Origin of the sequence: Roseinatronobacter thiooxidans (assembly GCF_001870675.1) — a bacterium.
GTDB classification, from domain to species: Bacteria; Pseudomonadota; Alphaproteobacteria; order Rhodobacterales; family Rhodobacteraceae; genus Roseinatronobacter; species Roseinatronobacter thiooxidans.
In genome coordinates, this window is sequence record NZ_MEHT01000003.1 from 17,863 (window position 1) to 39,701 (window position 21,839).

Here is a 21,839-nt window from a genome sequence, read left to right on the forward strand (position 1 = left end):
CATGGCCAGACGCCTGCGCCCTGCGGGCGGTTTGCGCGTCGCAGCCTTGCGCTGTCCTAACGCATGTCCGATGCAAGCGCGATGGCTTTTCAAGCGCCCGACCACGGGCCTTGCCGCGCTTTTGCGCCACTTGGGGTTGGTTTGAGACCGCGATGCGATAGTTTGCACCCAAAGGGCGCGCGCGCCATTCAAGACAGGAGCATGCACAATGACCACCCCGCGCCTTTGGGTCGCAGCCAGTGCCGTTTTGGGGGCGATCCTTGTGGCGGGTGTGGTCCTGTTTCAGCCCGGGCAGCATGCTGAAAGCTCCGATACGCCGGTTGACTGGCTGGGTGCGCTGGCAAATATGGCGCAAGACGGCTTCGTGCGGCCCACGGGCACAGGGCCGCTTGATCTGCCACAAGACCATGCGCCCCACCCTGCCGCGCAATCAGAGCTGTGGCAGATGTCAGCGCATCTGACAGGGCCAGATGGTGTGCCAATAAATGTGCAATTCTCGCTTATGCGGCTTGGCCTTGTGCCGCCAGACACAGATCAGCCCGCGTCGATCTGGGAGTTGCGCAGTATATATCGCGCCCATCTGATCGTCGCGGACAGCGCGCAGACGGTGGCACAGGAACGGTTTGGCCGTGGCCTTGCGGGTTCGGCAGGGTTCGATACCGATGCACGGGCGCTGTATTTCGACAACTGGGCGCTGGCTTTCCCGGGTGACAGCCGCACAGGGGCGTGGCGTTTCAGCGCAACATCAGCCGGTGCCCGCGTGGTGTTGGAGATGGTGCCAAGCAAAGCCCCCCTTAGCATTGACGCGGCAGATGCGCCGTTTCGCGGCTATGCCTTTTCGCGGCTGGATGTGACAGGCACCGTCACCCTGTCAGGCCGTGACGCGCCGGTAACCGGCAGCGCGTGGTTCGATCACGCTTGGGGCGAATTGCCCTTGCCGGGCGCTGGCCCTGTCATCTCGGACAGGTTGGCACTGCAACTGGATACGGGCCATGAACTGTCTGTCATCGTGTCGCAACGCAGTGACGGGCGCGGGGTGCCCACGGTGGATGCGGTCTTGATCGACACCGATGGGGCCGCGCGCCCGCTGGGCGCAGACCATGCGCAGGTGACATTTCCGCGCCAGTGGCAAGGGGCGCGCGTTGAATGGCCTGTCGCGTGGAATATCCTTCTGGATGATGTGCTGGAACTAGAGGTCGCGCCGGTTTACGATGCACAGGAACATGACTTTACCCCCCCTGTCTGGTCCGGTCTGGTGCAGGCCGAAGGCAGGTTAGACGGGCAACCCGTGCGCGGCACAGGTATTTTGCAGCTTTCAGGAGAGAGGACGCCATGACACGCAAACCCCTGGCCTATGCCTTGGCCGCATTCGGTGTGGCCGCAGGGGTCTGGGTGCTGGCGGGCCTGCCCCTGCCCTTTGGCACCGATCCTGACAGGTTCCGCTCGCCCACAGGGCGGGTGGCGGAAACGCCCCAGCGCGCAGGCGACCCGCAGGCAGGGTATACGGCGCTGGTGAACAATCCCTATGTCAGTTGCGGCATGCCGTATTCTGCCTATCGCCGCGTGGCCCCTGAAACCGACCCCGCCACCCTGTTGCCGGGGCGGATAGGGCGCAATGCGGAATTGCCGTATTTTCTGACAGCGCATACCAATGATGACGGGGTGGAAATTGTCTCGAACAATTGCCTTGTGTGCCATGCAGGGCGCATCGGGGATGAGGTTGTCGTGGGGCTGGGCGATGCCTTTGCCGATTTCACCGCCGACCCGCGCCAGCTTGTCACCCAAGTGGGGCGCTATGTGCAGGGGCCGGGCGAAAGTGCAGCATGGCAGCTTTGGGCCGACCGGATTGAAGGGATAGCACCCTATACCCAGACGCAGACCATCGGCATGAACCCTGCAACCAACCTGAGTTGGGCTTTGATGGCGCATCGTGACCCGCGCACGATGGCGTGGTCAGATACGCCCCTGATTGACCCGCCCCCGACTGCGCCCGTCCCCTTGCGCACCCCGCCATGGTGGTGGATGGGCAAGAAAAACGCGATGTTCTACACCACAATCGGGCGCGGGGATCATGCGCAATATATGCTGTTCGCCTCGATGCTCTGCGCCGATAGCGTGGAAGAATTGCAGGAAATCGACAGCTATGCCCCCGATATCCGCGCCTTTCTGGAAAACCTGACGCCCCCCCCCTACCCCAATGCGGTTGACCCTGAATTGGCCGCCCAGGGGCAAGAGCTGTTCATGACCGAATGCGCCAGTTGCCATGGCACCTATGGCGAAACACCCAGCTACCCCAACCGCGTTGTGCCACTGGATGAAATCGGCACCGACCCGATATATGCGCAAACCATGACCGATGGCAGCCTTGATCGGTTCTTCGACTGGGTGGACCGCTCGCCCCATGGTGGAACAGTGCGCGCGGCCCCCGCCGAAGGGTATATCGCCCCCCCGCTGGACGGCATCTGGGCGGCGGCACCCTATTTGCATAACGGATCGGTTCCCAATCTGGCAGCGCTGCTGGACAGCCGGTTGCGCCCGCGTTTTTGGCGCCATGTCACACCGCAAGACTATGACCACGAGGTGTTGGGATGGCGCAGCCAGACGCTGGAGGCAGGCAAAGCCGCCGCCCAAACCGCAGAAGCGCGCAAAAGGATCTATGACACGACCCTGCCGGGATATGGCAATGCAGGGCATACCTTTGCCGACCGGTTGTCCGATGCACAGCGACAAGCCCTTCTGGAATACCTCAAGACGCTGTAAAGCGCATGCAGCGCGCGGGGTTGCGCGCAGCAACAGGCCAAGGGGCTGATTGATGGACGTCACCGAGATTTTGTTGGCCGGTCTGGGGTTGTTTCTGGGCGGTGTGCTGAAAGGCGCGACAGGGGCGGGCGCACCCATGATTGGCGTGCCGGTTCTGGCCATGTTGTTCAACGTGCCCACCGCTGTGGCGCTGTTTGCCATTCCAAACTTGCTGACCAATGTGACCCAAGGCTGGCAATTCCGCGCCCATCTGGGCCGGATGGGGCTGGCCACCAGCTTTGCCCTATGGGGCGCGTTGGGGGCGCTGGTCGGGTCTGTGTTGCTGGCCGTGGCACCTGCCACCTTGCTGATGGCCGGTGTTGGCGCGGTCGTGCTCAGCTATATCGTGTTCCGGCTGATGCGCCCTGACTGGCAGCTTGGCCCAAATGCCGAATCCCGCCTGACTGCGCCTGCGGGCCTGATTGGCGGCGTGCTACAAGGGGCCAGCGGCATGTCAGGGCCGGTTTCCATCACCTATCTGAATGCTTTGCGGCTGGAACGGCCCCGCTTCATGGCGACAATCTCGATCTTTTTTTGCACAATGGCGCTGATGCAAATTCCTGCGCTGGCGCTGTTGGGGATTTTGACCCCGAAACTGGCGCTTTGGGGGATTCTTGCCGTTGGCCCGTTGCTGCTGGGCATGCCCGTGGGGAACTGGCTGGCCAGCCAGATTTCAAAAGCGATGTTCGACAAGCTTATTCTTGTGCTGCTGACAGTGATTGCGGCCAAGTTGCTGTTTGACGGGCTGACCGCCTGAACCAGCCCCGCCGCAAGGGCCGGTCAGTTCATCTGGATCTGTAGCGGGTAATGGCCGTTGCGGAATTCGCCGAATATTTCACTTAGATCAGGGTGCTCTACAGGCTCGCCCGACTCGTCCGGGACAAGGTTCTGCTCGGACACATAGGCGACGTAAAAACTTTCGTCATTCTCGGCCAGCAGATGGTAAAAGGGCTGATCCTTGCGCGGGCGCGAGTCTGCGGGGATGGAATCATACCATTCTTCGGTATTGGCAAATTCAGGATCGACATCGAAAATCACCCCGCGAAACGGGTGCTTCTTATGGCGCACGATTTGCCCAAGATGATATTTTGCCGACTGCCGTTCCATGTCGCTCCTCTTTCCCCTTTTTTACGCGCTGCACTGCCCGATGTCCATGCCCGCCCAAGGGAATCACGGAAACAAACTGTGGGGCCGCGTGGAACAAAACGCCCGTGGCGGGCGGGTTCTGGCGCAATCGGGGCCAGAATACTGGCGTTTGCGCCAGCAATTGGCGCAGCGCCGTTGCACTGTTTCTGCTTCATGTTACAAACATGGCGGATTGCAGTCATCTGACAGGGCACGATTTGCGCTTGGGGCGGAATATCCGACAATAGAGAGAGGAGATCACATGACCAATGTTGTTATTGTTTCAGCGGCGCGCACTGCCGTTGGGTCTTTTGGTGGCGCGTTTGCCAACACCCCTGCACATGACCTTGGTGCAGCCATTCTTCAAGCGGTTGTAGAGCGCGCAGGCGTTGACAAGAGCGAAGTATCCGAAACCATTCTGGGGCAAGTCTTGACAGCAGGTCAGGGGCAAAACCCCGCACGTCAGGCGCATGTCAATGCCGGCCTGCCGATTGAATCGGCCGCGTGGTCGATCAATCAGGTATGCGGGTCTGGCCTGCGCGCGGTCGCACTGGGTGCACAGCATATCCAGCTGGGCGACGCGTCAATCGTGCTGGCGGGCGGACAAGAAAACATGTCGATGAGCCAGCACGCAGCACTGATGCGCACGGGCCAGAAAATGGGCGACATGAAACTTGTCGATACCATGATCAAAGACGGGCTGTGGGACGCGTTCAACGGCTACCACATGGGCCAGACCGCCGAGAATGTTGCCGAAAAATGGCAGATCACCCGCGAGGAACAGGACATCTTCGCAGTTGCCAGCCAGAACAAAGCCGAAGCCGCACAGAAAGCGGGCAAATTCGCCGACGAGATTGCGGCCTTTACCGTGAAAACCCGCAAGGGCGACATTGTGGTGGATCAGGATGAATACATCCGCCACGGCGCCACAATGGACGCCATGCAAAAGCTGCGCCCCGCCTTCACCAAAGATGGCACGGTCACTGCGGCCAATGCCTCTGGGCTGAATGACGGTGCTGCCGCAGTCATGCTGATGAGCGCGGAAGAGGCTGAAAAGCGCGGCCTGACCCCGCTTGCACGCATTGCCAGCTATGCCACAGCAGGGCTTGACCCATCGGTGATGGGCGTGGGGCCGATCTATGCCAGCCGCAAGGCGTTGGCCAAAGCCGGTTGGAAGCCAGAGGATCTGGACCTGATCGAAGCGAATGAAGCCTTTGCCGCCCAAGCCTGCGCCGTGAACAAGGAAATGGGCTGGGATGTGGACAAAGTGAATGTGAATGGCGGCGCGATTGCCATTGGTCACCCCATCGGGGCCTCTGGCTGCCGCGTGCTGAACACACTTCTGTTCGAGATGCAGCGCCGCGACGCCAAAAAGGGTCTGGCCACATTGTGCATCGGTGGCGGCATGGGTGTCGCCATGTGTCTGGAACGCTGAGCAAAAAAGGTTGCGCAACAATCTTGCGCAACCTGACCACGTTCGATAACAGATATTGCGAAGGCCCAACCCTGAGGAGGAGTAAACATGGCAAGAGTGGCATTGGTCACAGGCGGATCGCGCGGTATTGGCGCAGCGATCTCGAAAGAACTGCAAGCGAAAGGCTACACTGTCGCGGCCACCTATGCTGGCAATGACGCAGCAGCGGCCAGCTTCACAGAAGAGACTGGTATCAAGACCTACAAGTGGAATGCCGCCGATTACGAGGCATCCAAAGCCGGTCTGGCGCAGGTCGAGGCCGATCTTGGCCCGATTGAAATTGTGGTTGCGAATGCCGGGATCACCCGCGACGCGCCGTTCCACAAAATGACGCCAGAACAGTGGAAAGAAGTGATCGACACCAACCTGACGGGCGTGTTCAACACTGTCCACCCCATCTGGCCCGGCATGCGCGAACGCAAGTTTGGCCGCGTGGTGGTGATTTCCTCGATCAATGGCCAGAAAGGCCAGTTCGGTCAGGTGAATTATGCCGCCACCAAAGCAGGTGATCTGGGGGTCGTGAAATCGCTGGCGCAAGAAGGCGCGCGTTTCGGGATTACCGCAAACGCAATCTGCCCCGGCTATATCGCCACCGAAATGGTAATGGCCGTGCCAGAGAAGGTGCGCGAGTCCATCATCGCAGGTATTCCCGCAGGCCGCCTTGGCGAGCCAGAGGAAATCGCGCGGTGCGTGGCCTTCCTTGTGGCGGATGATGCGGGCTTTATCAACGGCTCGACCATCAGCGCGAACGGGGCGCAGTTCTTCGTCTGATCTGACGGCTTGAAAACAAAAAACGGCCCGCGTCTTGCGGGCCGCTTGCGTATCACAGGAAAGAGCGCGTCAGGCGTGCGACAAGCGCTCGATTTCCTCTTTCAAACGGAGCTTTTGCTTCTTCATGTCGGCGATATGAAGGTCATCCGTGCCGGGGCTGCGTTGGGCAAGTTCAACCCTGTCAGAAAGGTGTTCGTGCTTACGGCGAAGTTCTGCAATATGCGAACCTATGGACATATAAATTCCTCCTGCTTTGGTGAAAGTATCTTCAGTGCACCACAACTGAAGGCCCCTGTCACCAAAAATCGGTGTGAGGTTTCGCCGCAACTGCCAGTTTCCGCCAAATGCCTTAACGCAGCCTAAACGACCACATCCTGCGCCACTTGCGGCCCCACATCGAACACACGCTTGTAGCGCGCGATTTCGTCCTTTGGGCCCATCGCCTTATGCGGGTTATCCGACAGCTTGACCGTTGCGCGGCCATTCGCCGAGACCGCCTTGCACACCAGTGAAAACGGCGCCAGCCCGTCATCTGGTGCAAGGTTGCGAAAGTCGTTGGTCAACAGCGTGCCCCAGCCGAAACTGATTTTCACGCGCCCCACGAATCGGGCATGAAGGTCTTGTATCTTGTCCACATCCAACCCGTCCGAGAAGATGACGAGCTTCTCGCGCGGGTCTTGCCCGCGATCCTGCCACCAGCGAATGGCAATCTCTGCCCCTGTCGCCGGATCACCTGAATCGATGCGGATGCCTGTCCAGTCCGACAGCCAATCGGGCGCGCGGCGCAGGAAACCTTCGGTGCCGAATGTGTCAGGCAGGATAATGCGCAGATTGCCCGAATGCTCTGCCTGCCAATCGGCAAGCACCTGATAGGGGCTATGCGCCAGTTCCGCATCGGTTTTGGCCAAAGCCGCATAGACCATGGGCAATTCATGCGCATTGGTGCCAATCGCCTCAACCTCTCGGCGCATGGCGATCAGGCAGTTCGAGGTTCCCGCGAACCCGGTGCCCAACCCCTCCATCATGGCCTGAACGCACCAATCCTGCCACAGATAGGAATGCCGCCGCCTTGTGCCGAAATCGGCGATGCGCAGCGCATCCAGCCCTTGCAACTGTTCTATCTTCTCCCAGACGCGGGTCATGGCGCGGGCATAAAGCACTTGTAATTCAAAGCGCTTCATCCGCCCCAGCACCGCCCGCGAGCGCAGCTCCATCAGCACCGCAAGTGCGGGTATTTCCCACAGCATCGCTTCGCACCATGTGCCTTCAAAGGTCAGTTCATACTGGTCGCCCACACGTTCCAGATGGTAGGGCGGCAGGCGAAAATTCTCGAACCACTCCATGAAATCGGGGCGGAACATCTGGCGTTTGCCGTAAAACGTGTTGCCGCGCAGAAAGGTGGATTCCCCGCGCGACAGCGACAGCGCGCGAACATGGTCCAGCTGTTCGCGCAATTCACCTTCGTCGATCAGATGCGCCAGCGGGATATGCGTGGCGCGGTTGATAAGGCTGAAGGTAACCTGCGTCTGCGGGTGGTTGGTAAAAACCAACTGGCACATCAGCAGCTTGTAGAAATCGGTATCTATCAGGGACCGAACGATCGGGTCCATTTTCCAGCGGTGGTTATAGACGCGGGTTGCAATATCCATCGGTTACACCAGCGTCACACCTGCCGCGCGCATCGCATCCTGCGCCTGCGCCAATGAGCCGTCATGGTCGATGGCACGGCACAAATCCCCCAGCACACGCACGTTGAAGCCCAGCCTTGCCGCATCCATCGCCGACCATGCCACACAGAAATCCGTGGCCAGCCCCACAAATTCCAGCTCTGTCAGCCCACGGCTGCGCAAATACCCTTCCAGCCCTGTGGGGGTGGTCTGGTCATTCTCGAAAAAGGCCGAATAGCTGTCAATCTCGCGCCGGAACCCTTTGCGGAGGATCAGATCGGCGCGGTCTGTTGCCAGATCGGGGTGGAAACCGGCACCTTGTGTGCCTTGCACGCAATGATCGGGCCACAAGACCTGCGGGCCATAGGGCATGTCGATCACCTGCAGGGGCGCGCGCCCTGCATGCTGGCTTGCGAAAGACGAATGGCGCGGGGGGTGCCAGTCCTGTGTCAGCACCACGGCACCGGCCTGTTCCATGCGGGCATTTATGCCTGCCACAATCTCGTCCCCGCCCGCGACCGCCAGCGCGCCACGAGGGCAAAAGTCGTTTTGCATGTCGATTACGATCAAAGCGTGGTTCATGGCGCGGCCCTTTGTGCTTTTTGCAAGGGCTAAGGGGCGCAGGCGCTGGCGTCAATGCTCCTCTCTTGCGCGGGCGCGGTCTGCGCAGTAAAGCACGGTCATGTTTACTGTTGCAGCACTCTATCATTTCACGCGGTTCGATGACCCCGCAGCCCTGCGCGCGCCCTTGCTGGCGCTGGCAGAGGGGCATGGCGTAAAAGGGTCGCTTTTGCTGGCCGCCGAAGGGATCAACGGCACGATTGCAGGCACGCGCGCAGGCATTGACGCGGTGCTGGCCCATATCCGCGCCCTACCCGGTTGCGCCGCGCTGGACTGGAAGGAAAGCCCCGCCGAGACGATGCCCTTTGGCCGGATGAAAGTCCGCCTGAAACGCGAAATCGTCACCATGGGCCAACCCGATGTGGACCCCCGCGCGCGCGTGGGCCACTATGTTGCCCCAGAGGATTGGAACGCGCTGATCTCCTCGCCCGATGTCGCCGTGATTGACACACGCAACGACTACGAGGTGGCAATTGGCACATTTGAAGGCGCGATAGACCCCGGCACCCAGTCTTTCGTTGAATTCCCCCAATGGTGGGAAGAGAACAAGCACCGCTTTCACAACAAGCGGATTGCCATGTTTTGCACCGGCGGCATTCGCTGCGAGAAATCGACCAATTACCTGCTGGGTCAGGGCGTGGAAGATGTGTTTCACCTGAAAGGTGGCATTCTGAAATACCTTGAAGAGGTGCCGGAAGACCAAAGCATGTGGAACGGGGCCTGTTTCGTCTTTGACCAGCGCGTGTCTGTGGAACACGGGCTAAAGCCCGGGCCACATATCATGTGCCATGCCTGCCGCCGCCCGCTGTGGCCCGAAGACCGCAATCGCCCGGAATTTGAAGCGGGCGTGCAATGTCATTTATGCGTGGACGATTATACGCCTGAGCGACGCGAGGCGTTTCGGGAACGGCAGCGCCAGATTCAGTTAACCCGCGCGCGCGGGTACGAGCATCTGGGGCCGCGCAAGAAAACAGATTGAACGCGCCATATTCAGGCCGAATTTTAAGACGATAGTGATTTAAAGAAACGACGCATCGCATCCGGGTATATTAACGCCCAAGGTGCTTTCATTGTGAAGTGATTTGAATTTGACTGGAGTTATTTTGGCAGACCTACCAGCACCCTCTGTCGGCGTGGTGATCCGCACCAAGGACCGGCCGGTTTTCGTTAAGCGCGCGCTTGCAACTGTCATGGCGCAGACCCACAGAAATTTTCATATCATTCTGGTCAATGACGGGGGCGACCTGTCTCAGCTTCAGGCGGCACTTGCGCCCGATGGTGTGCTGATCGTCCCGCAAGAGCGGTTCACCCTGCTGAACCTGAACCCCGGACTGGGCCGGTCGGCTGCGTTCAATCGCGGGGTCGCGGCGCTGCAAACAGATTTTGTAACCTGTCTGGACGATGACGACACCTGGGATGCCGATTTCATGTCGGCGCTGCTTGCGTTCTTTCTGGAAACCGTCCCCTCGGTGCCGGACTTGGGCGGGGTTGGCGCACAGGTCATCGCCCTGAAAGAAGAGATTATCGGCACCGGAGCAGACACCGAGATACGCATCATCGGCGAAGACTCTCTGCCTGCCGCATTCCATCGGGGCGAGTTCTTTCTGAACCCGCTGGCTTATGCGTGCTACCGGCAAGACATCTATCCTGTGCAATGGATGATGCGCCGCGATGCCGTGCTTCAGATCGGCGGCTTTCCCGAGCATTTTGACGTGATGGAAGACCGCGCCTTTATGAACCGTTTTCTGGCGCGCTGGCGGATGGCCATTCTTGACAGGCGGCTGGCCTATCACCACCGCCGCATCCAGCGCGCCGAAGACCGAACCCGCAATGTGCTTTTGAACACGCTGGACAATCCGTCCTATGACTGGCGCTATTTCTCGGATCTTGCCCGCCCGGCGATCGATCTTGAAACCGATTCCGCCATGGCCGCGATCATTCGCAGCATCATCTCTGACCTGCTGAGCGAAGTGAACTATGAAACCAGCGCGATCTGGCAAAAGGTCGATGGTGAAATGCGCAGCCTGCGCGCGCAACTTGCCGAAGACCGCGATGCCCTGCTGCACCAGCTTGAAACAGTGCCTGCGGGCAGGGCACCCGCCCCCAAAAACGCCATGGGGTCTGACAGGCTAATGTCACAGCCTGCCCTGTTCGACCTGTGGAAGGTGTTTCCACAAGGCGAGCATGCGCAATATGTCACCCCCAATACCGCCTTTGCTCAACGCCTGTCGCTGTCGATCAACGCGCCGCAATACGGCTTGTTGCTGCATGCCTCGTCACACACGCACAAGCTGGTGCTGCAAATCCCCGATACAGGCGATTGGGCCGCGCTGGAAATGCGCCTTGACGGGCTTGCAGCGGCGGGTCAGGGCTTGCAATGTCATGTCCAGATAGACGCCGCCGAGGATTATCTGTTCGAGACAGCCTTGCAGCACCGCGTCACAACCGAAAATGGCGAAATCCGCCATGATGCAGGCGCTTTTGCAGTGCATGCATGCAACGCAGGCACAGGCAGCATAATTTCGCGCGATATTCCGGCGGCGTGGCTGCACAGTGTCAGCCAACCCAAATTGTCGATCATCTTTCCCCGCCGCTGCCAGAACTTCCGTTTCATCTGCACCAATCTTGTGGTCGGGCCGCATGCGCAGGTTTGACAGCACAGGGCATGGGCCAAATCGTCTTGGAAAAGTCGCGGATCGGACCAGACATGCTGACTGAACAGATACCAGAATTTGCCGTTCAAAGTGAGCTTGGCGCAGATATTTTCCGCCGGGTCGAAACGCCGAGCGAGCGCCGACACCACTATGAATGCATTGCCACTGTCATCCGCGATGACGATCTGCCCCGCGTGGTCGCGTATCACGACGATGCACGCAAAAACCCCGAGCGGATGATCGCAGCCGAAGCGCGTATGCGCCAGACTGCGGCACTTGGGCAGGGCTTCATTCTGGCCGACCCGCGCAGCTACCCTGTGCCAGACACCCCGCGCATGCGGCTTGAGTTCTTGCTGTATTTGGACTTCTTTCGCCACTGGCAGATCAAGACACTGGAAATCGCGCGGATTAAAACCCTGATCCAGTCTGGCGGAACGCTGACGCCGCCTGAAATCTCGCGCGTGTTCCGGCTGCTGCTGGATTTCAACCAGACCACACAGGCGCAATTTTTCATCAGCGCATTTATGCCCCATCTGCTGCGGATGTCGCAAGAAAAGAAAGATGACAGGTGGCAGAACGCAGCCTATGCTTTGCGCATGATCGGCGATTTGCTGCTTCGGTCAGGGCAGGCGAAACCTTCTCTTAATGCTTATGAGGCATCCATTGCATTGGGCGACAACGCATTCCGGCGCGGCCTTGCAATCCGTGCAGCTTTTGCCGCCGATGACAGGGATGCAACCCTGCGCCATCTGGAACAATACGAGCGTCAATGGCAATTGCCCGCGGCGCTGGCCACCATCAAGACCGTCATTTCATCTTCTGATTCTGGAGAAGCTCTTTGACCACGATAACCCGCGAAAATTGCGCTGACATCCTGTGTATCGGTGCGCAAAAAGCCTCGACCAGCTGGTTGCACCATGTGCTGAATGCACATCCCACAACCTATTCATTTCCGAATTCGGAACCCGTCACCTCGACCACGAAAGAGGCGCATTTCTGGGACTGGAACCATCAACGCGGGGCCGATTGGTATCGCGCCCTGCTGGCCCCACCAGAACCGGACCGGCTGTCGATGGATTTCACCCCTGAATATTCCCTGATGTCAGAGGCACAGATTGCAGAATGCAAACAGTTGAACCCCACAGCGCGCGTCATCTATGTGCTGCGCGACCCGCTGGCGCGCGCCATCTCGGCCTTGCGCATGCATACGCTGTGGCAAAGTGACGGAAAAGACGCAGAGCAGGTGGAAATCAGCTTTGACGATGGCTTTCTCGAATTGCTGCAAACAGCGCGTGTTTTCGACATGAGTTCCTATGTTGCGAATTACCGCCGCTGGGCAAAGCATTACGACAATATTCTGGTTCTGAACTACGAAGATATCGTCGCAGACTCCGCAGCCTCGATGCGGCGTGTCTATGCGCATTGCGGGCTGGATATCGACACCATGCCCCAAGAGGCGCGCGCGGAATTCGACAAACGCATGCAAAAACGCATCTGGGCCAGCGTGCCCTATTCGGTCAGCGCGGATGTCACATATTTTCTGCATGGCTTGCTCTGGCCAAAGCGGCAGGCCGCGGAAAAAGAATTCCGCTTCAAGTTTCAAGAATATCGCGATGTGCTTGGCCACAGGGTTTGACACGCGGGCCAGCGCATGACGCAACCGGCGACAGATCTGGCGCGGCACCTGTGGCACGCGCCCCTGTCCGACCCGGCGGCACCGCAGCAGGAGGTGCTGCGCGCCCTGACGCAAGGTGCCACATATGATGCGGTGAAATCGGGCTTGCAGCAGCTTGCGCGTCTGGGTCTGCCCGGCGCGCAAGTCTCTGCACAGGCGCAGGCGCGCTGGCCAAACTCCATCGATATGGCGTTGCTGGCCTTCGATCTGGCCCCCCTGTCACAAAAAGACGCGGCCCTTGCGCAGGCGCATCACTGTGTCATCGCGCAAAACCGCCGCCGCGCCGCGCTGGCGGGTGCCTATCTGCGCATGGGCCGTGCGAAGCACGCGCGTCAGGTGCTTGAGAATATCGACCCGCACTCTGCCACCGCGCCCGATGATACCCGGCGCAGGGCCGAGCTGGCGCTGGCGCAAGGGGATTTTGCGCGCGCCCGCGCAGATATCGACTGGCTGGAAGGGCAGGGCAAAGTGACGATAGCCCACCTGCTGCGAATGCAGCTTTGCTACCAGTGCGACGGCGCAGTGGGGCTGCATGCATGGCTTCAGTCCATCGCAGCCCCCTCTGCCGCCCTCTGGGAACGGGCCTTTCATATATTCATGTCCGAAGGCGATTTCCGGAATGCCCCGCAAGCCTTGGAAAACTGGCAGCGCCTTGGGCATACCGACCCCGCAACGCTGAGCCGCGCGCAAACGCGGCTGGCGCTGGAACGCGGCGATGCTGAACGCGCGCACGCGCTGTTGCATGACAGGCTTGCCGCGCAGCCCCACTGGCACTGGCAGGCAACAGACCATGTGCAATGGCTGCGTGCAGGGCAGCTGGCCCAGCACCCCCCGGCCGAATTGCTGGACCACGCCCATGCCGCCTGCCGGATACATGCGCGCCACGACTGGCTGCACCACCTGCGCCGGATGCTGTGCGAAACTGTCGAAGACTGGCGCGGGCTGGCGCGAGTGCCTGCTTTCAGTACGCAAACCGCGCTGATTTCCGCGCGCGCTGCGTTGCGCATGGGCCTATCGGGGCAAGCGGCAGCGGCACTTGCGCCCGCGCGGCGTGGCACCGCCACTGCGCAAGACATGTGCCGCCTGATGGTGCTGCGCGCCGAAGCGTTCTGGATGGCCGGTCGCCTATGCGCTGCGCGAAAGGCGCATCACATCGCCGCCGAACTGGCCACCGATGCCCTGCAACGGGCCGAGGTTGCGCTTTCGGGCGCGGAAATCGCCTTGCTGGCCGGTGATGCGGCCGATGCAGGCCAAGTGCTTGCGCCCGCAGCACAAGGCTTCCCCGATCGCATGGCCGTACCGCTGACGCAGGCGCGGATCGCCTTCCTGCAGGGGGATTTCACCGCAGCAATGGCAGAGCATGCGCGGTTCAACACCCTCAAACTCGCCCAGACCGGCACGCCCGCCCCGCCAGATGTGCGTGACCGCATCGTGGCGGATGCCCATCTTGCCGCGCGCGGCATCGAGGCGGCCTTTGCCCCGGATCAGAGCGTGGCCCATAGCGTCGCATGTGCAGGGCTGGCGCGCGTCATCGCATCACCGGGCTTGTCGGCCTGCCTGCTGCGGCGCGCGCATCTGCGCGGGGAATTGCCGTTTCATCCCCAAAAGGGCGCGCATATTCCCCGCGTGATCGCGCATTACTGGCAAGGCCCGCATGGCCCTGCAATCGCCCGCGCCCGCGCGCAATGGGCGCGCATGCATCCTGGCTTTCGCCAGCATGTCTTCGATGACACAAGCGCAGCTGTCTGGATGCGCCAGAATTTCGGCGCAGAGATGGCCCGGCGCTTTCTGGCCCTCGGCCATGCTGCCTTGCGCGCCGATCTGTTCCGCCTGTGCTGGGTCTTGCGGCAGGGCGGGCTGTTTGCCGATCTGGACGAATATCCGCGCATCCCTGTCACCCCGTGGCTGGAAGGCGCGCGCGCAGTGCTGTGTGTCGAGCGTGGCTTTGGCACGATTGCCAATAATTTCATTGCCGCCGAACCGGACCACCGCGTTTGCGCCATGGCGCTAGAGCATGTCTGCACCGCATTGGACCAGACCGACACACCCTATGCATGGTGGCATAGCGGCCCCGCGCAATGGACACGCGCGACCTTTGCCCATCTGGTCAAAGACGGCGGCACCGATATCCGTCTGCTGTCGCAAGCCCAGTATTGCAGGCGCGTTGCCACCAATCTGCCCTATCCGCATAAACGCAGCCCCGACCACTGGCGCTAGTGTGCCAGCCTGCGGCAAGGCCGCTGTGCCAAACACAGGCGGCGGCGCGCAAGCTATAGGGGCCATCCCCGATTGACCCTGCCTGCCTGCGCATGCAACCCTGCCATTTTCTTGCTCCAAATACTCCCGCCGGAGGCATCTGGCCGCAAGGCCAGACCCCCGCCCAACAAAGGCACTGCCCATGAAAGCTGCTCTGTGCACCGATTTCAACGCACCGCTCACTGTCACCGAACTGACCCTCGCCCCCCCGCGCGCGGGCGAGGTTGAGGTGACACTGGCCGCCTGCGCGATCTGCCATTCCGATCTGCATTTTATCGAAGGGGCATGGGGCGGCAGCCTGCCTGCGGTCTACGGGCACGAAGCTTCGGGCTATGTCACAGCGCTTGGCGACGGGGTCTCCGCCTACCAGATCGGGCAGCCTGTGCTGGTCACGCTGATCCGCGCCTGCGGCACGTGCGCCTGTTGCAGCGATTGCCGCCCTGCGATTTGTGAACATGCGGGCGCGGCGGACTCGCCCCTTTCCCTGCCCGATGGCACTGCTGTTGCGCAGGGCATGAAAACCGCAGGTTTCGCCGAGAAAGTCGTGGTCGATGCCAGCCAGCTTGCGCCCCTGCCCGCTGACATTCCCATGGATGTGGCCGCCCTGCTGGCCTGCGGGGTGATTACGGGTGTGGGCGCTGTGTTCAACACCGCGCAGATGCAGGCCGGGGCCACGGCGTTGGTCATCGGCACGGGCGGCGTTGGGTTGAATGCCATTCAGGGTGCGCGGCTGGCGGGTGCACGGCGCATCATCGCCATGGACATCGCCCCCGAGAAGCTGGCGGCCGCGCTGGATTTTGGCGCGACAGATGGCGTTCTGGCAACCGACAAAGACGCGCGCCAACAGGTGCAAGCCCTGACCGACGGGCGCGGGGCGGATTATGTCTTTGTGACTGTGGGCGCGGTTGTGGCCTATGAACAGGCGCTGGGGTTATGCGCGGTCGGTGGCGCGATCGTCATGGCGGGCATGACCGGCAATGACGATTACATGCGCCTGAACCCGATGATGGTGGCGTATCAGGAACAGCGGCTTTTGGGGTCCAAGATGGGCGGCACAGTGCTGCGCCGCGATATCCCGCGTTTGATCGAGTATTACCGCCAAGGCCGGCTGAAGCTGGATGAGTTGATCTCGAACCGCTACCCGCTAGATCAGATCAATGACGCCATTGCCGACACGGCCAAGGGCGGAACGCGGCGCAATGTCATTGTGTTTGATGCTTTCTCGCGGGGTGCGCCATGAAACTGGAAGCGCTGGAGATTTTCTTCATTGAAACCCCGCCCCCCGGTTGGGGCGGGCGCTACTGGACCATCGTCAAGCTGGTTACCGAATGCGGCATTTTGGGCTATGGCGAAGTCTATGCCAGTGCAGTCGGCGCGCAGGCCATGCGCGCGGTGATATCGGATGTGTTCAACCGCTATTTCAAGGGCGAGAACCCCGAGAATGTCGAGCGGATGTTTCGCCGCGCCTATTCCTCGGGGTTCACGCAGCGACCGGACCCAACCGTTATGGGCGCATTCTCGGGGCTGGAGATTGCAGTTTGGGATATTCTGGGCAAGGCGCGCGATCGGCCTGTCTGGGCGCTGCTGGGCGGGATGATGAACGAGAAGCTGCGCGCCTATACCTACCTCTACCCCCTGCCCCATCACACCAAAGCCGAATTCTGGACCAGCCCTGAACTGACCGCCGAAAGCGCGCTTGCGGCGGTTGATCAGGGCTTTACCGCCATCAAGCTGGACCCCGCTGGCCCTTATACCATGCGCGGCGGTCACCAGCCGGGGATGCGCGATATTGACCTGTGCGACCGGATGCTGGGGGCGGTGCGTGCGGCCATCGGCACGCGCGCCGATATCTTGTTGGGCACACATGGGCAGTTCACCCCGTCAGGCGCGATCCGTCTGGGCGCCGCAATGGAACGTCACCAGCCGCTATGGTTTGAAGAACCCACCCCGCCCGATGATATTGCAGGCATGGCAGAGGTCGCGCGCGCGGTTCGCATTCCTGTGGCCACGGGCGAGCGGCTTTGCACCAAGGCCGAGTTCGGCGCGGTGCTGCGCGCGGGTGCCGCCAGCATTTTGCAACCCGCCCTTGGGCGCGCAGGCGGGATATGGGAGGTCAAGAAAATCGCCGCCATGGCCGAGGTGTTTGGCGCGCAGCTTGCGCCCCATCTGTATGCGGGGCCAGTGGAATGGGCGGCGAATATTCATCTTGCCGCCTCGATCCCCAATTTGCTGATGATCGAATGTATCCAGACGGGGGGCGAATTTCACCTGCCCCTGATCAGCCATAGCCTGCGGGTCGAGGATGGCTTTGTCACCCCGCCCCAAACCCCCGGCCTTGGCATTGCCTTTGACGAAGCCATGGCGCGCGCGCATCCCTATAGTGGAGAGGCTTTGCATCTACAGATGCAGGATGCGCCCTGCGATTATGTCAATCCAAACAGTTTTGAAGGGGGTGCGCCACGCGATTGACCTGACCTGTGTTTTGCTGCAAGCTGAAAACGACATTATGTCGTTTTTCGCCAGTGATGTGATGAAGCTCCGCACAAAGCAGGTACGACGTTCTGGCGGCACCCTTGTCGCCATTGCGGCAGTAAAAACGACCGGCTCAGGCTCAAAACAAGAAACAAGATACCAGACAGGGAGATCAGAAATGACACATGAGACAGGCCAGAAACCCAAGCTGCACCACGCGGCAAAACTGTATGCGCGCGAATGTCAGGATGGCCGGCTTAGCCGCCGCGAATTCATGACACGCGCCACCGCGCTGGGTGTTGCTGCGCCCGCCGCATATGGCTTGCTGGGTCTGGCCGCCCCCGAAGCCAAGGCACAGACCCCGCAAATGGGAGGCACAGTGCGGATACAGATGGATGTGCGCGCCCAGCGCGACCCGCGCACATGGGACTGGTCAGAACTGGCAAATACCTGCCGTGGCTGGCTGGAATATCTGGTCCAGTATAACCGCGACGGCTCTATCACCCCTGTTCTGCTGGAAAGCTGGGACGCCAATGACGAAGCCACCGAATACACGCTGAATATCCGGCAAGGTGTAACCTGGAACAATGGCGACCCGTTCACCGCCGAGGATGTGGCGCATAATTTTGAACGCTGGTGCGACTCGTCCGTGGAAGGGAATTCGATGGCCAGCCGTTTGGGGGCGATCATGCAAGACGGGCAGTTGCGGGATGGCGCGGTCGAGGTGGTGGACGACCACACCTTGCGCCTGCATCTGTCCAATGCCGATATTACCATTCTTACAGGGCTTGCAGATTATCCCGCCGCTGTTGTGCACCCCAGCTTTGACGGTGACCCCATTCGCAACCCGATTGGCACCGGCCCCTATCGCCCCGTCAGCTATGACACCGGCATCGGGGCAATCATTGAACGCAACCCCGACCACAGCTGGTGGAACGCGGGCAATGGCGCATGGCTGGACCGGATCGAGTTTATCGATCTGGGAACAGACCCCGCCGCATGGGTTGCCGCTGCCGAAGGTGGCGAAATTGACATGCTGTATGAAACCACCGGCGACTTTCTCAGCATCTTCAGTGCGATCGGGATGGAACAGACCGAAGCGATCACCTCTGCCACGTTGTGTGTGCGGTTCAATCAGGGCAATCCGCCCTATGACAACCGCAATGTGCGCCGCGCGCTGCAACTTGCGGTCGATAACGCGCAGGTGCTGGAACTTGGCTATAATGATCAGGGGATCATGGCGGAAAACCACCATGTCTGCCCTGTTCACCCCGAATATGCCGAATTGCCCCCGCTAGAGGTGGACAGAGAGCGCGCACGCGCCATGCTGGAAGAAGAAGGCCACGGCGATACAGAGTTCGAGTTGATCTCTTCGGACGAGACGTTTCATTCTGACACCTGCGACAATGTGGCCGCGCAAATTCGCGCAGCGGGAATCAATATCCGCCGCACCATTCTGCCGGGCGCAACATTTTGGGGCGACTGGCTGACATATCCGTTTTCCGCGACAAGCTGGGCCATGCGCCCCTTGGGGGTTCAGGTGCTGAATCTGGCCTATCGGAGCGGCGAGGCATGGAATGAATCGGCCTTCTCGAACGCAGAGTTTGATGATTTGCTGGAACAGGCGAATGGAATTGTCGATGCGGATGAGCGCCGCGAATTGATGGCGCGCTTGCAGGAAATCATGCAAGAAGAAGGTGTGTCGATCATTCCATACTGGCGGTCGCTGTTCCGGCATGCACGCGCCGATATCCACGGCGCGGAAATGCACCCTACTTTCGAGATCCATTACCAGAATTACTGGATGTCCTAAGCCCTGCTGCAAACTGCGCAAATCACTGTGCCAACCCGCAAGGGTTGGCACAGGCATCGCCCGACAGAAATAGTGCATCCTTTCGATGCCCTGAGCCAGTGGGAACCCCATGGTCAGTTTTCTACTTCGCCGCATCGGTATCATGCTTGTCACGGCCCTGTGTCTGACCTTTATCGTGTTCTACCTGACGAATTTGCCTGCCAAACTGGACACCCTGGCCAAAACCCAAGCCGGATCGCGCATATCTGATGCCGAAGTGGCAAGCTGGCTGGATCGCAATGGCTATAGCCAGCCGATGCTGGTGCGCTATGGCGAATGGCTGGGCGTGGTGCCCGGCTGGACGCGGGTTGAGGCTGACGGCACGCAAACAGGCCGCTGCAACAGCCTGACCGCCCCCACAGATATCGCCGCGACCCCAGAGCGCTGCGGGTTGTTTCAGGGCTATTGGGGCAATTCCACCCGTTTCCGCGCCCCTGTGTCTGAGGTGATCAGCGCAAGGCTGGGTGCGACGGGTTTGTTGATGATGTGGGTGTTGATTGTCATGGTGCCGATGGCACTGATTGTGGGGGTGCTGGCGGGCATGCGCGAAGGCTCGCGCACGGACCGCGCGCTGTCCACCTTTGCCATCGCCTCGACGGCGACGCCGGAATATGTGTCCGGCGTGGTGTTTATCGCACTGCTTGCCTCCTCAAGCATAGGGGTGTCGCCGCTGCTGGTCAGTTGGGGCTGGATCGAGGGGCCAGTGCTGTTTCAGGGCAATGCCCGCTCGGCGCTGCAACAGATCACCTTCTGGAACTTTGCCTTGCCTGTCATGACGATCGCGCTGTTTGGTATGGGCTATATCGCGCGGATCACGCGCGCCTCGATGACCGAGGTGATGACCCAGCAATATATCCGCACCGCCCGCCTGAAAGGCGTGAGTTTCGCCAATATCGTGCTGCGCCACGCATTACGAAACGCGCTGATAGCGCCCTTTACCGTCATCATGCTGCAAATTCCGTGGCTGCTGAACGGGGTGGTGATTGTCGAGGTGCTGTTCAGCTATCCCGGCTTTGGCTGGACCCTGTTCGAGGCGGCGGCGAATAACGATATTGAACTGCTGCTGGCCGCCTCGGTGGTGGCCGTGCTGGTGGTGCTGGTCACACAACTGATTTCAGATATCGGCTATGTGTGGCTGAACCCCCGCATTCGGATTTCATAAGGAAGGCCCGCCATGATTGACCCTTTGGGCTGGCCCGCCATCCTTGGCCACCTGTTCCTTCAGCTTTGGCCGGTCTGGGCCGGGCTGGTAGTGCTGTTCGCGCTGTCCCTGACCTATAAGCGCCGCCTTGGCCTGTATGGCAAACTGTTCGATTCAACTGTCGGTATGATCGGGTTTGCGCTGGTCATGTTCTGGGTGTTTGCAGCGCTGTTTGCCGATATGATCATCACCCACGACCCGCTGGGCCAGTTCAGCGGCATGCGCAACGCCGCCCCCGGCACGCCCCTGCGCGACCCCGCAGGCGGGTTCGAGTATTTCCTGCTGGGCGGCGATGCGCTGGCGCGCGATGTGTTTTCGCGCATGGTCATGGGCGCGCGCGAAGTGCTGCGCATCGCCCCTTTTGCCGCGATGATTTCCTTCATGATCGGCATTTCGCTGGGCCTGCCTGCGGGCTATATCGGCGGCAAGCTGGATACGGTTCTGACTTTCATCGCCAATCTGGTGCTGGCCTTTCCCGTCATTTTGCTGTTCTTCCTGCTGGTCGCGCCCGAAATCCAGAACACCGCCATTCCCCGCGTCATGGCGGGTATCCTGTTCCTGATGCCGGTGCTGTTTTTCACAGTGCTGCTGAACGCGCGGTTTTTCACCCAACCGATGAAGCGCAACCTATATGTCGGTGCGGTGCTGGTCCTTGGTCTTTGGGCCTATTCCGGCCTTGCCTTCAACGCCGACCCGTTGGGTGTATGGGGCATGTCGCCCAACCTGCTGAATGTTTTTGTGGCTGTGGTCTTCGTGAATGCGCCCACTGTGTTTCGCATCGTGCGCGGGATCACGCTGGACCTGAAAAGCCGCGACTACGTTGCCGCAGCGCAAACGCGGGGCGAAGGGCCTTGGTATGTCATGCTGTGGGAAATCCTGCCCAATGCGCGCGGGCCACTGATTGTCGATTTCTGCCTGCGCATTGGCTACACAACCATCCTGCTGGGCACCTTGGGCTTTTTCGGCCTTGGGGTTGCGCCTGAAAGCCCTGATTGGGGGTCTACCATCAATCAGGGTCGCCGGTTGCTGACGGTCTATCCACATGCGGCACTGGCCCCTGCACTGGCGCTGATGTCGCTTGTGCTGGGCCTGAACCTGCTGGCCGATGGGCTGCGCGAAGAAAGCCTGAAAGATTAGGGGGAAGCTGCCATGCGCGTGCCAAACATCATACACGGATGCGACAAGGGGCAAGGCCCGTCATGGCCCCGCCCCCAGTCATGTTTCAAGTTTTCGTATCCTGCATCAGGCGCGCGGTATCACAACACGCCGAAT

At 60.5% G+C, this 21,839-nt stretch carries 19 protein-coding genes; 15 read left to right on the top strand and 4 right to left on the bottom strand.

What is annotated here, in order from left to right:
- The first annotated feature begins 208 nt into the window (after window positions 1-208).
- From BG455_RS01770 to BG455_RS01780, 3 genes are read left to right on the top strand one after another with little or no spacing between them, the layout of a single operon-like run.
- Window positions 209-1,336 (top strand): lipocalin-like domain-containing protein, encoded by a 1,128-nt coding sequence (locus BG455_RS01770; protein ID WP_071468250.1) that lies wholly within the window; start codon window positions 209-211, stop codon window positions 1,334-1,336.
- A complete protein-coding gene (locus BG455_RS01775; protein WP_071468251.1) occupies window positions 1,333-2,760 on the top strand; it encodes a c-type cytochrome in 1,428 nt (475 codons plus the stop codon). The genes BG455_RS01770 and BG455_RS01775 overlap by 4 nt, the downstream gene beginning before the upstream one ends.
- A gap of 52 nt (window positions 2,761-2,812) precedes the next feature.
- The gene (locus BG455_RS01780; RefSeq protein ID WP_071468252.1) at window positions 2,813-3,556 is read left to right on the top strand and encodes a sulfite exporter TauE/SafE family protein; all 744 of its coding nucleotides are present in this window, start codon (window positions 2,813-2,815) and stop codon (window positions 3,554-3,556) included.
- A gap of 23 nt (window positions 3,557-3,579) precedes the next feature.
- On the opposite strand, the gene hspQ is transcribed toward BG455_RS01780, so the two are convergent.
- Window positions 3,580-3,906 carry a heat shock protein HspQ gene (gene hspQ, locus BG455_RS01785; protein ID WP_071468253.1) on the bottom strand — a complete coding sequence of 109 codons (327 nt, stop codon included), beginning with the start codon at window positions 3,904-3,906 and terminating at the stop codon, window positions 3,580-3,582.
- 280 nt (window positions 3,907-4,186) lie between these two features.
- On the opposite strand from hspQ, the gene BG455_RS01790 reads away from it, so the two are divergent.
- Complete coding sequence (locus tag BG455_RS01790) at window positions 4,187-5,359, top strand: acetyl-CoA C-acetyltransferase (protein WP_071468254.1); 1,173 nt, start codon at window positions 4,187-4,189, stop codon at window positions 5,357-5,359.
- 87 nt (window positions 5,360-5,446) lie between these two features.
- Complete coding sequence (phbB, locus tag BG455_RS01795) at window positions 5,447-6,169, top strand: acetoacetyl-CoA reductase (protein ID WP_071468255.1); 723 nt, start codon at window positions 5,447-5,449, stop codon at window positions 6,167-6,169.
- Window positions 6,170-6,238: 69 nt separating this feature from the next.
- Here phbB and BG455_RS01800 read toward each other — a convergent pair whose 3' ends face one another.
- The 3 genes from BG455_RS01800 to pncA all read right to left on the bottom strand — a co-directional run bounded on the left by BG455_RS01800 (window position 6,239) and on the right by pncA (window position 8,418).
- Window positions 6,239-6,406 (bottom strand): YdcH family protein, encoded by a 168-nt coding sequence (locus BG455_RS01800; RefSeq protein WP_071468256.1) that lies wholly within the window; start codon window positions 6,404-6,406, stop codon window positions 6,239-6,241.
- A 122-nt stretch (window positions 6,407-6,528) separates the two neighbouring features.
- Window positions 6,529-7,818, bottom strand: coding sequence for a nicotinate phosphoribosyltransferase (gene pncB / locus BG455_RS01805; protein WP_071468257.1), 1,290 nt, complete (start codon window positions 7,816-7,818; stop codon window positions 6,529-6,531).
- A 3-nt stretch (window positions 7,819-7,821) separates the two neighbouring features.
- Window positions 7,822-8,418 (bottom strand): bifunctional nicotinamidase/pyrazinamidase, encoded by a 597-nt coding sequence (pncA, locus tag BG455_RS01810; protein WP_071468258.1) that lies wholly within the window; start codon window positions 8,416-8,418, stop codon window positions 7,822-7,824.
- A gap of 100 nt (window positions 8,419-8,518) precedes the next feature.
- Here pncA and trhO point away from each other — a divergent pair, with 100 nt between their 5' ends.
- From trhO to BG455_RS01860, 10 genes are all read left to right on the top strand, one after another.
- Window positions 8,519-9,436, top strand: a complete 918-nt coding sequence (gene trhO / locus BG455_RS01815; RefSeq protein WP_071468259.1) for an oxygen-dependent tRNA uridine(34) hydroxylase TrhO — start codon at window positions 8,519-8,521, stop codon at window positions 9,434-9,436.
- A gap of 124 nt (window positions 9,437-9,560) precedes the next feature.
- Window positions 9,561-11,111 (top strand): glycosyltransferase family 2 protein, encoded by a 1,551-nt coding sequence (locus BG455_RS01820; protein ID WP_170124754.1) that lies wholly within the window; start codon window positions 9,561-9,563, stop codon window positions 11,109-11,111.
- 53 nt (window positions 11,112-11,164) lie between these two features.
- Entirely contained in the window at window positions 11,165-11,953 is a 789-nt protein-coding gene (locus BG455_RS01825) for a hypothetical protein (protein WP_143079861.1), read from the top strand.
- Entirely contained in the window at window positions 11,950-12,747 is a 798-nt protein-coding gene (locus BG455_RS01830; RefSeq protein WP_071468262.1) for a sulfotransferase family protein, read from the top strand. Before BG455_RS01825 ends, BG455_RS01830 begins: the two co-directional genes overlap by 4 nt.
- A gap of 15 nt (window positions 12,748-12,762) precedes the next feature.
- Complete coding sequence (locus BG455_RS01835) at window positions 12,763-15,003, top strand: glycosyltransferase family 32 protein (protein ID WP_071468263.1); 2,241 nt, start codon at window positions 12,763-12,765, stop codon at window positions 15,001-15,003.
- Window positions 15,004-15,184: 181 nt separating this feature from the next.
- Entirely contained in the window at window positions 15,185-16,282 is a 1,098-nt protein-coding gene (locus tag BG455_RS01840; protein WP_071468264.1) for a Zn-dependent alcohol dehydrogenase, read from the top strand.
- Window positions 16,279-17,511 (top strand): mandelate racemase/muconate lactonizing enzyme family protein, encoded by a 1,233-nt coding sequence (locus BG455_RS01845; protein ID WP_071468265.1) that lies wholly within the window; start codon window positions 16,279-16,281, stop codon window positions 17,509-17,511. The genes BG455_RS01840 and BG455_RS01845 overlap by 4 nt, the downstream gene beginning before the upstream one ends.
- A gap of 181 nt (window positions 17,512-17,692) precedes the next feature.
- Window positions 17,693-19,327 carry an ABC transporter substrate-binding protein gene (locus tag BG455_RS01850; RefSeq protein WP_071468274.1) on the top strand — a complete coding sequence of 545 codons (1,635 nt, stop codon included), beginning with the start codon at window positions 17,693-17,695 and terminating at the stop codon, window positions 19,325-19,327.
- A 109-nt stretch (window positions 19,328-19,436) separates the two neighbouring features.
- Complete coding sequence (locus BG455_RS01855; protein WP_071468266.1) at window positions 19,437-20,528, top strand: ABC transporter permease; 1,092 nt, start codon at window positions 19,437-19,439, stop codon at window positions 20,526-20,528.
- A 15-nt stretch (window positions 20,529-20,543) separates the two neighbouring features.
- Window positions 20,544-21,704, top strand: coding sequence for an ABC transporter permease (locus BG455_RS01860; protein WP_071468275.1), 1,161 nt, complete (start codon window positions 20,544-20,546; stop codon window positions 21,702-21,704).
- The last annotated feature ends 135 nt before the right edge of the window (window positions 21,705-21,839 follow it).

Coding starts and splice junctions, on each gene's coding strand:
- BG455_RS01770 (WP_071468250.1), top strand. CDS start 209: ATGACCACCCCGCGCCTTTGGGTCGCAGCCAGTGCCGTTTTGGGGGCG.
- BG455_RS01775 (WP_071468251.1), top strand. CDS start 1,333: ATGACACGCAAACCCCTGGCCTATGCCTTGGCCGCATTCGGTGTGGCC.
- BG455_RS01780 (WP_071468252.1), top strand. CDS start 2,813: ATGGACGTCACCGAGATTTTGTTGGCCGGTCTGGGGTTGTTTCTGGGC.
- hspQ (WP_071468253.1), bottom strand. CDS start 3,906: ATGGAACGGCAGTCGGCAAAATATCATCTTGGGCAAATCGTGCGCCAT.
- BG455_RS01790 (WP_071468254.1), top strand. CDS start 4,187: ATGACCAATGTTGTTATTGTTTCAGCGGCGCGCACTGCCGTTGGGTCT.
- phbB (WP_071468255.1), top strand. CDS start 5,447: ATGGCAAGAGTGGCATTGGTCACAGGCGGATCGCGCGGTATTGGCGCA.
- BG455_RS01800 (WP_071468256.1), bottom strand. CDS start 6,406: ATGTCCATAGGTTCGCATATTGCAGAACTTCGCCGTAAGCACGAACAC.
- pncB (WP_071468257.1), bottom strand. CDS start 7,818: ATGGATATTGCAACCCGCGTCTATAACCACCGCTGGAAAATGGACCCG.
- pncA (WP_071468258.1), bottom strand. CDS start 8,418: ATGAACCACGCTTTGATCGTAATCGACATGCAAAACGACTTTTGCCCT.
- trhO (WP_071468259.1), top strand. CDS start 8,519: ATGTTTACTGTTGCAGCACTCTATCATTTCACGCGGTTCGATGACCCC.
- BG455_RS01825 (WP_143079861.1), top strand. CDS start 11,165: ATGCTGACTGAACAGATACCAGAATTTGCCGTTCAAAGTGAGCTTGGC.
- BG455_RS01835 (WP_071468263.1), top strand. CDS start 12,763: ATGACGCAACCGGCGACAGATCTGGCGCGGCACCTGTGGCACGCGCCC.
- BG455_RS01840 (WP_071468264.1), top strand. CDS start 15,185: ATGAAAGCTGCTCTGTGCACCGATTTCAACGCACCGCTCACTGTCACC.
- BG455_RS01845 (WP_071468265.1), top strand. CDS start 16,279: ATGAAACTGGAAGCGCTGGAGATTTTCTTCATTGAAACCCCGCCCCCC.
- BG455_RS01850 (WP_071468274.1), top strand. CDS start 17,693: ATGACACATGAGACAGGCCAGAAACCCAAGCTGCACCACGCGGCAAAA.
- BG455_RS01855 (WP_071468266.1), top strand. CDS start 19,437: ATGGTCAGTTTTCTACTTCGCCGCATCGGTATCATGCTTGTCACGGCC.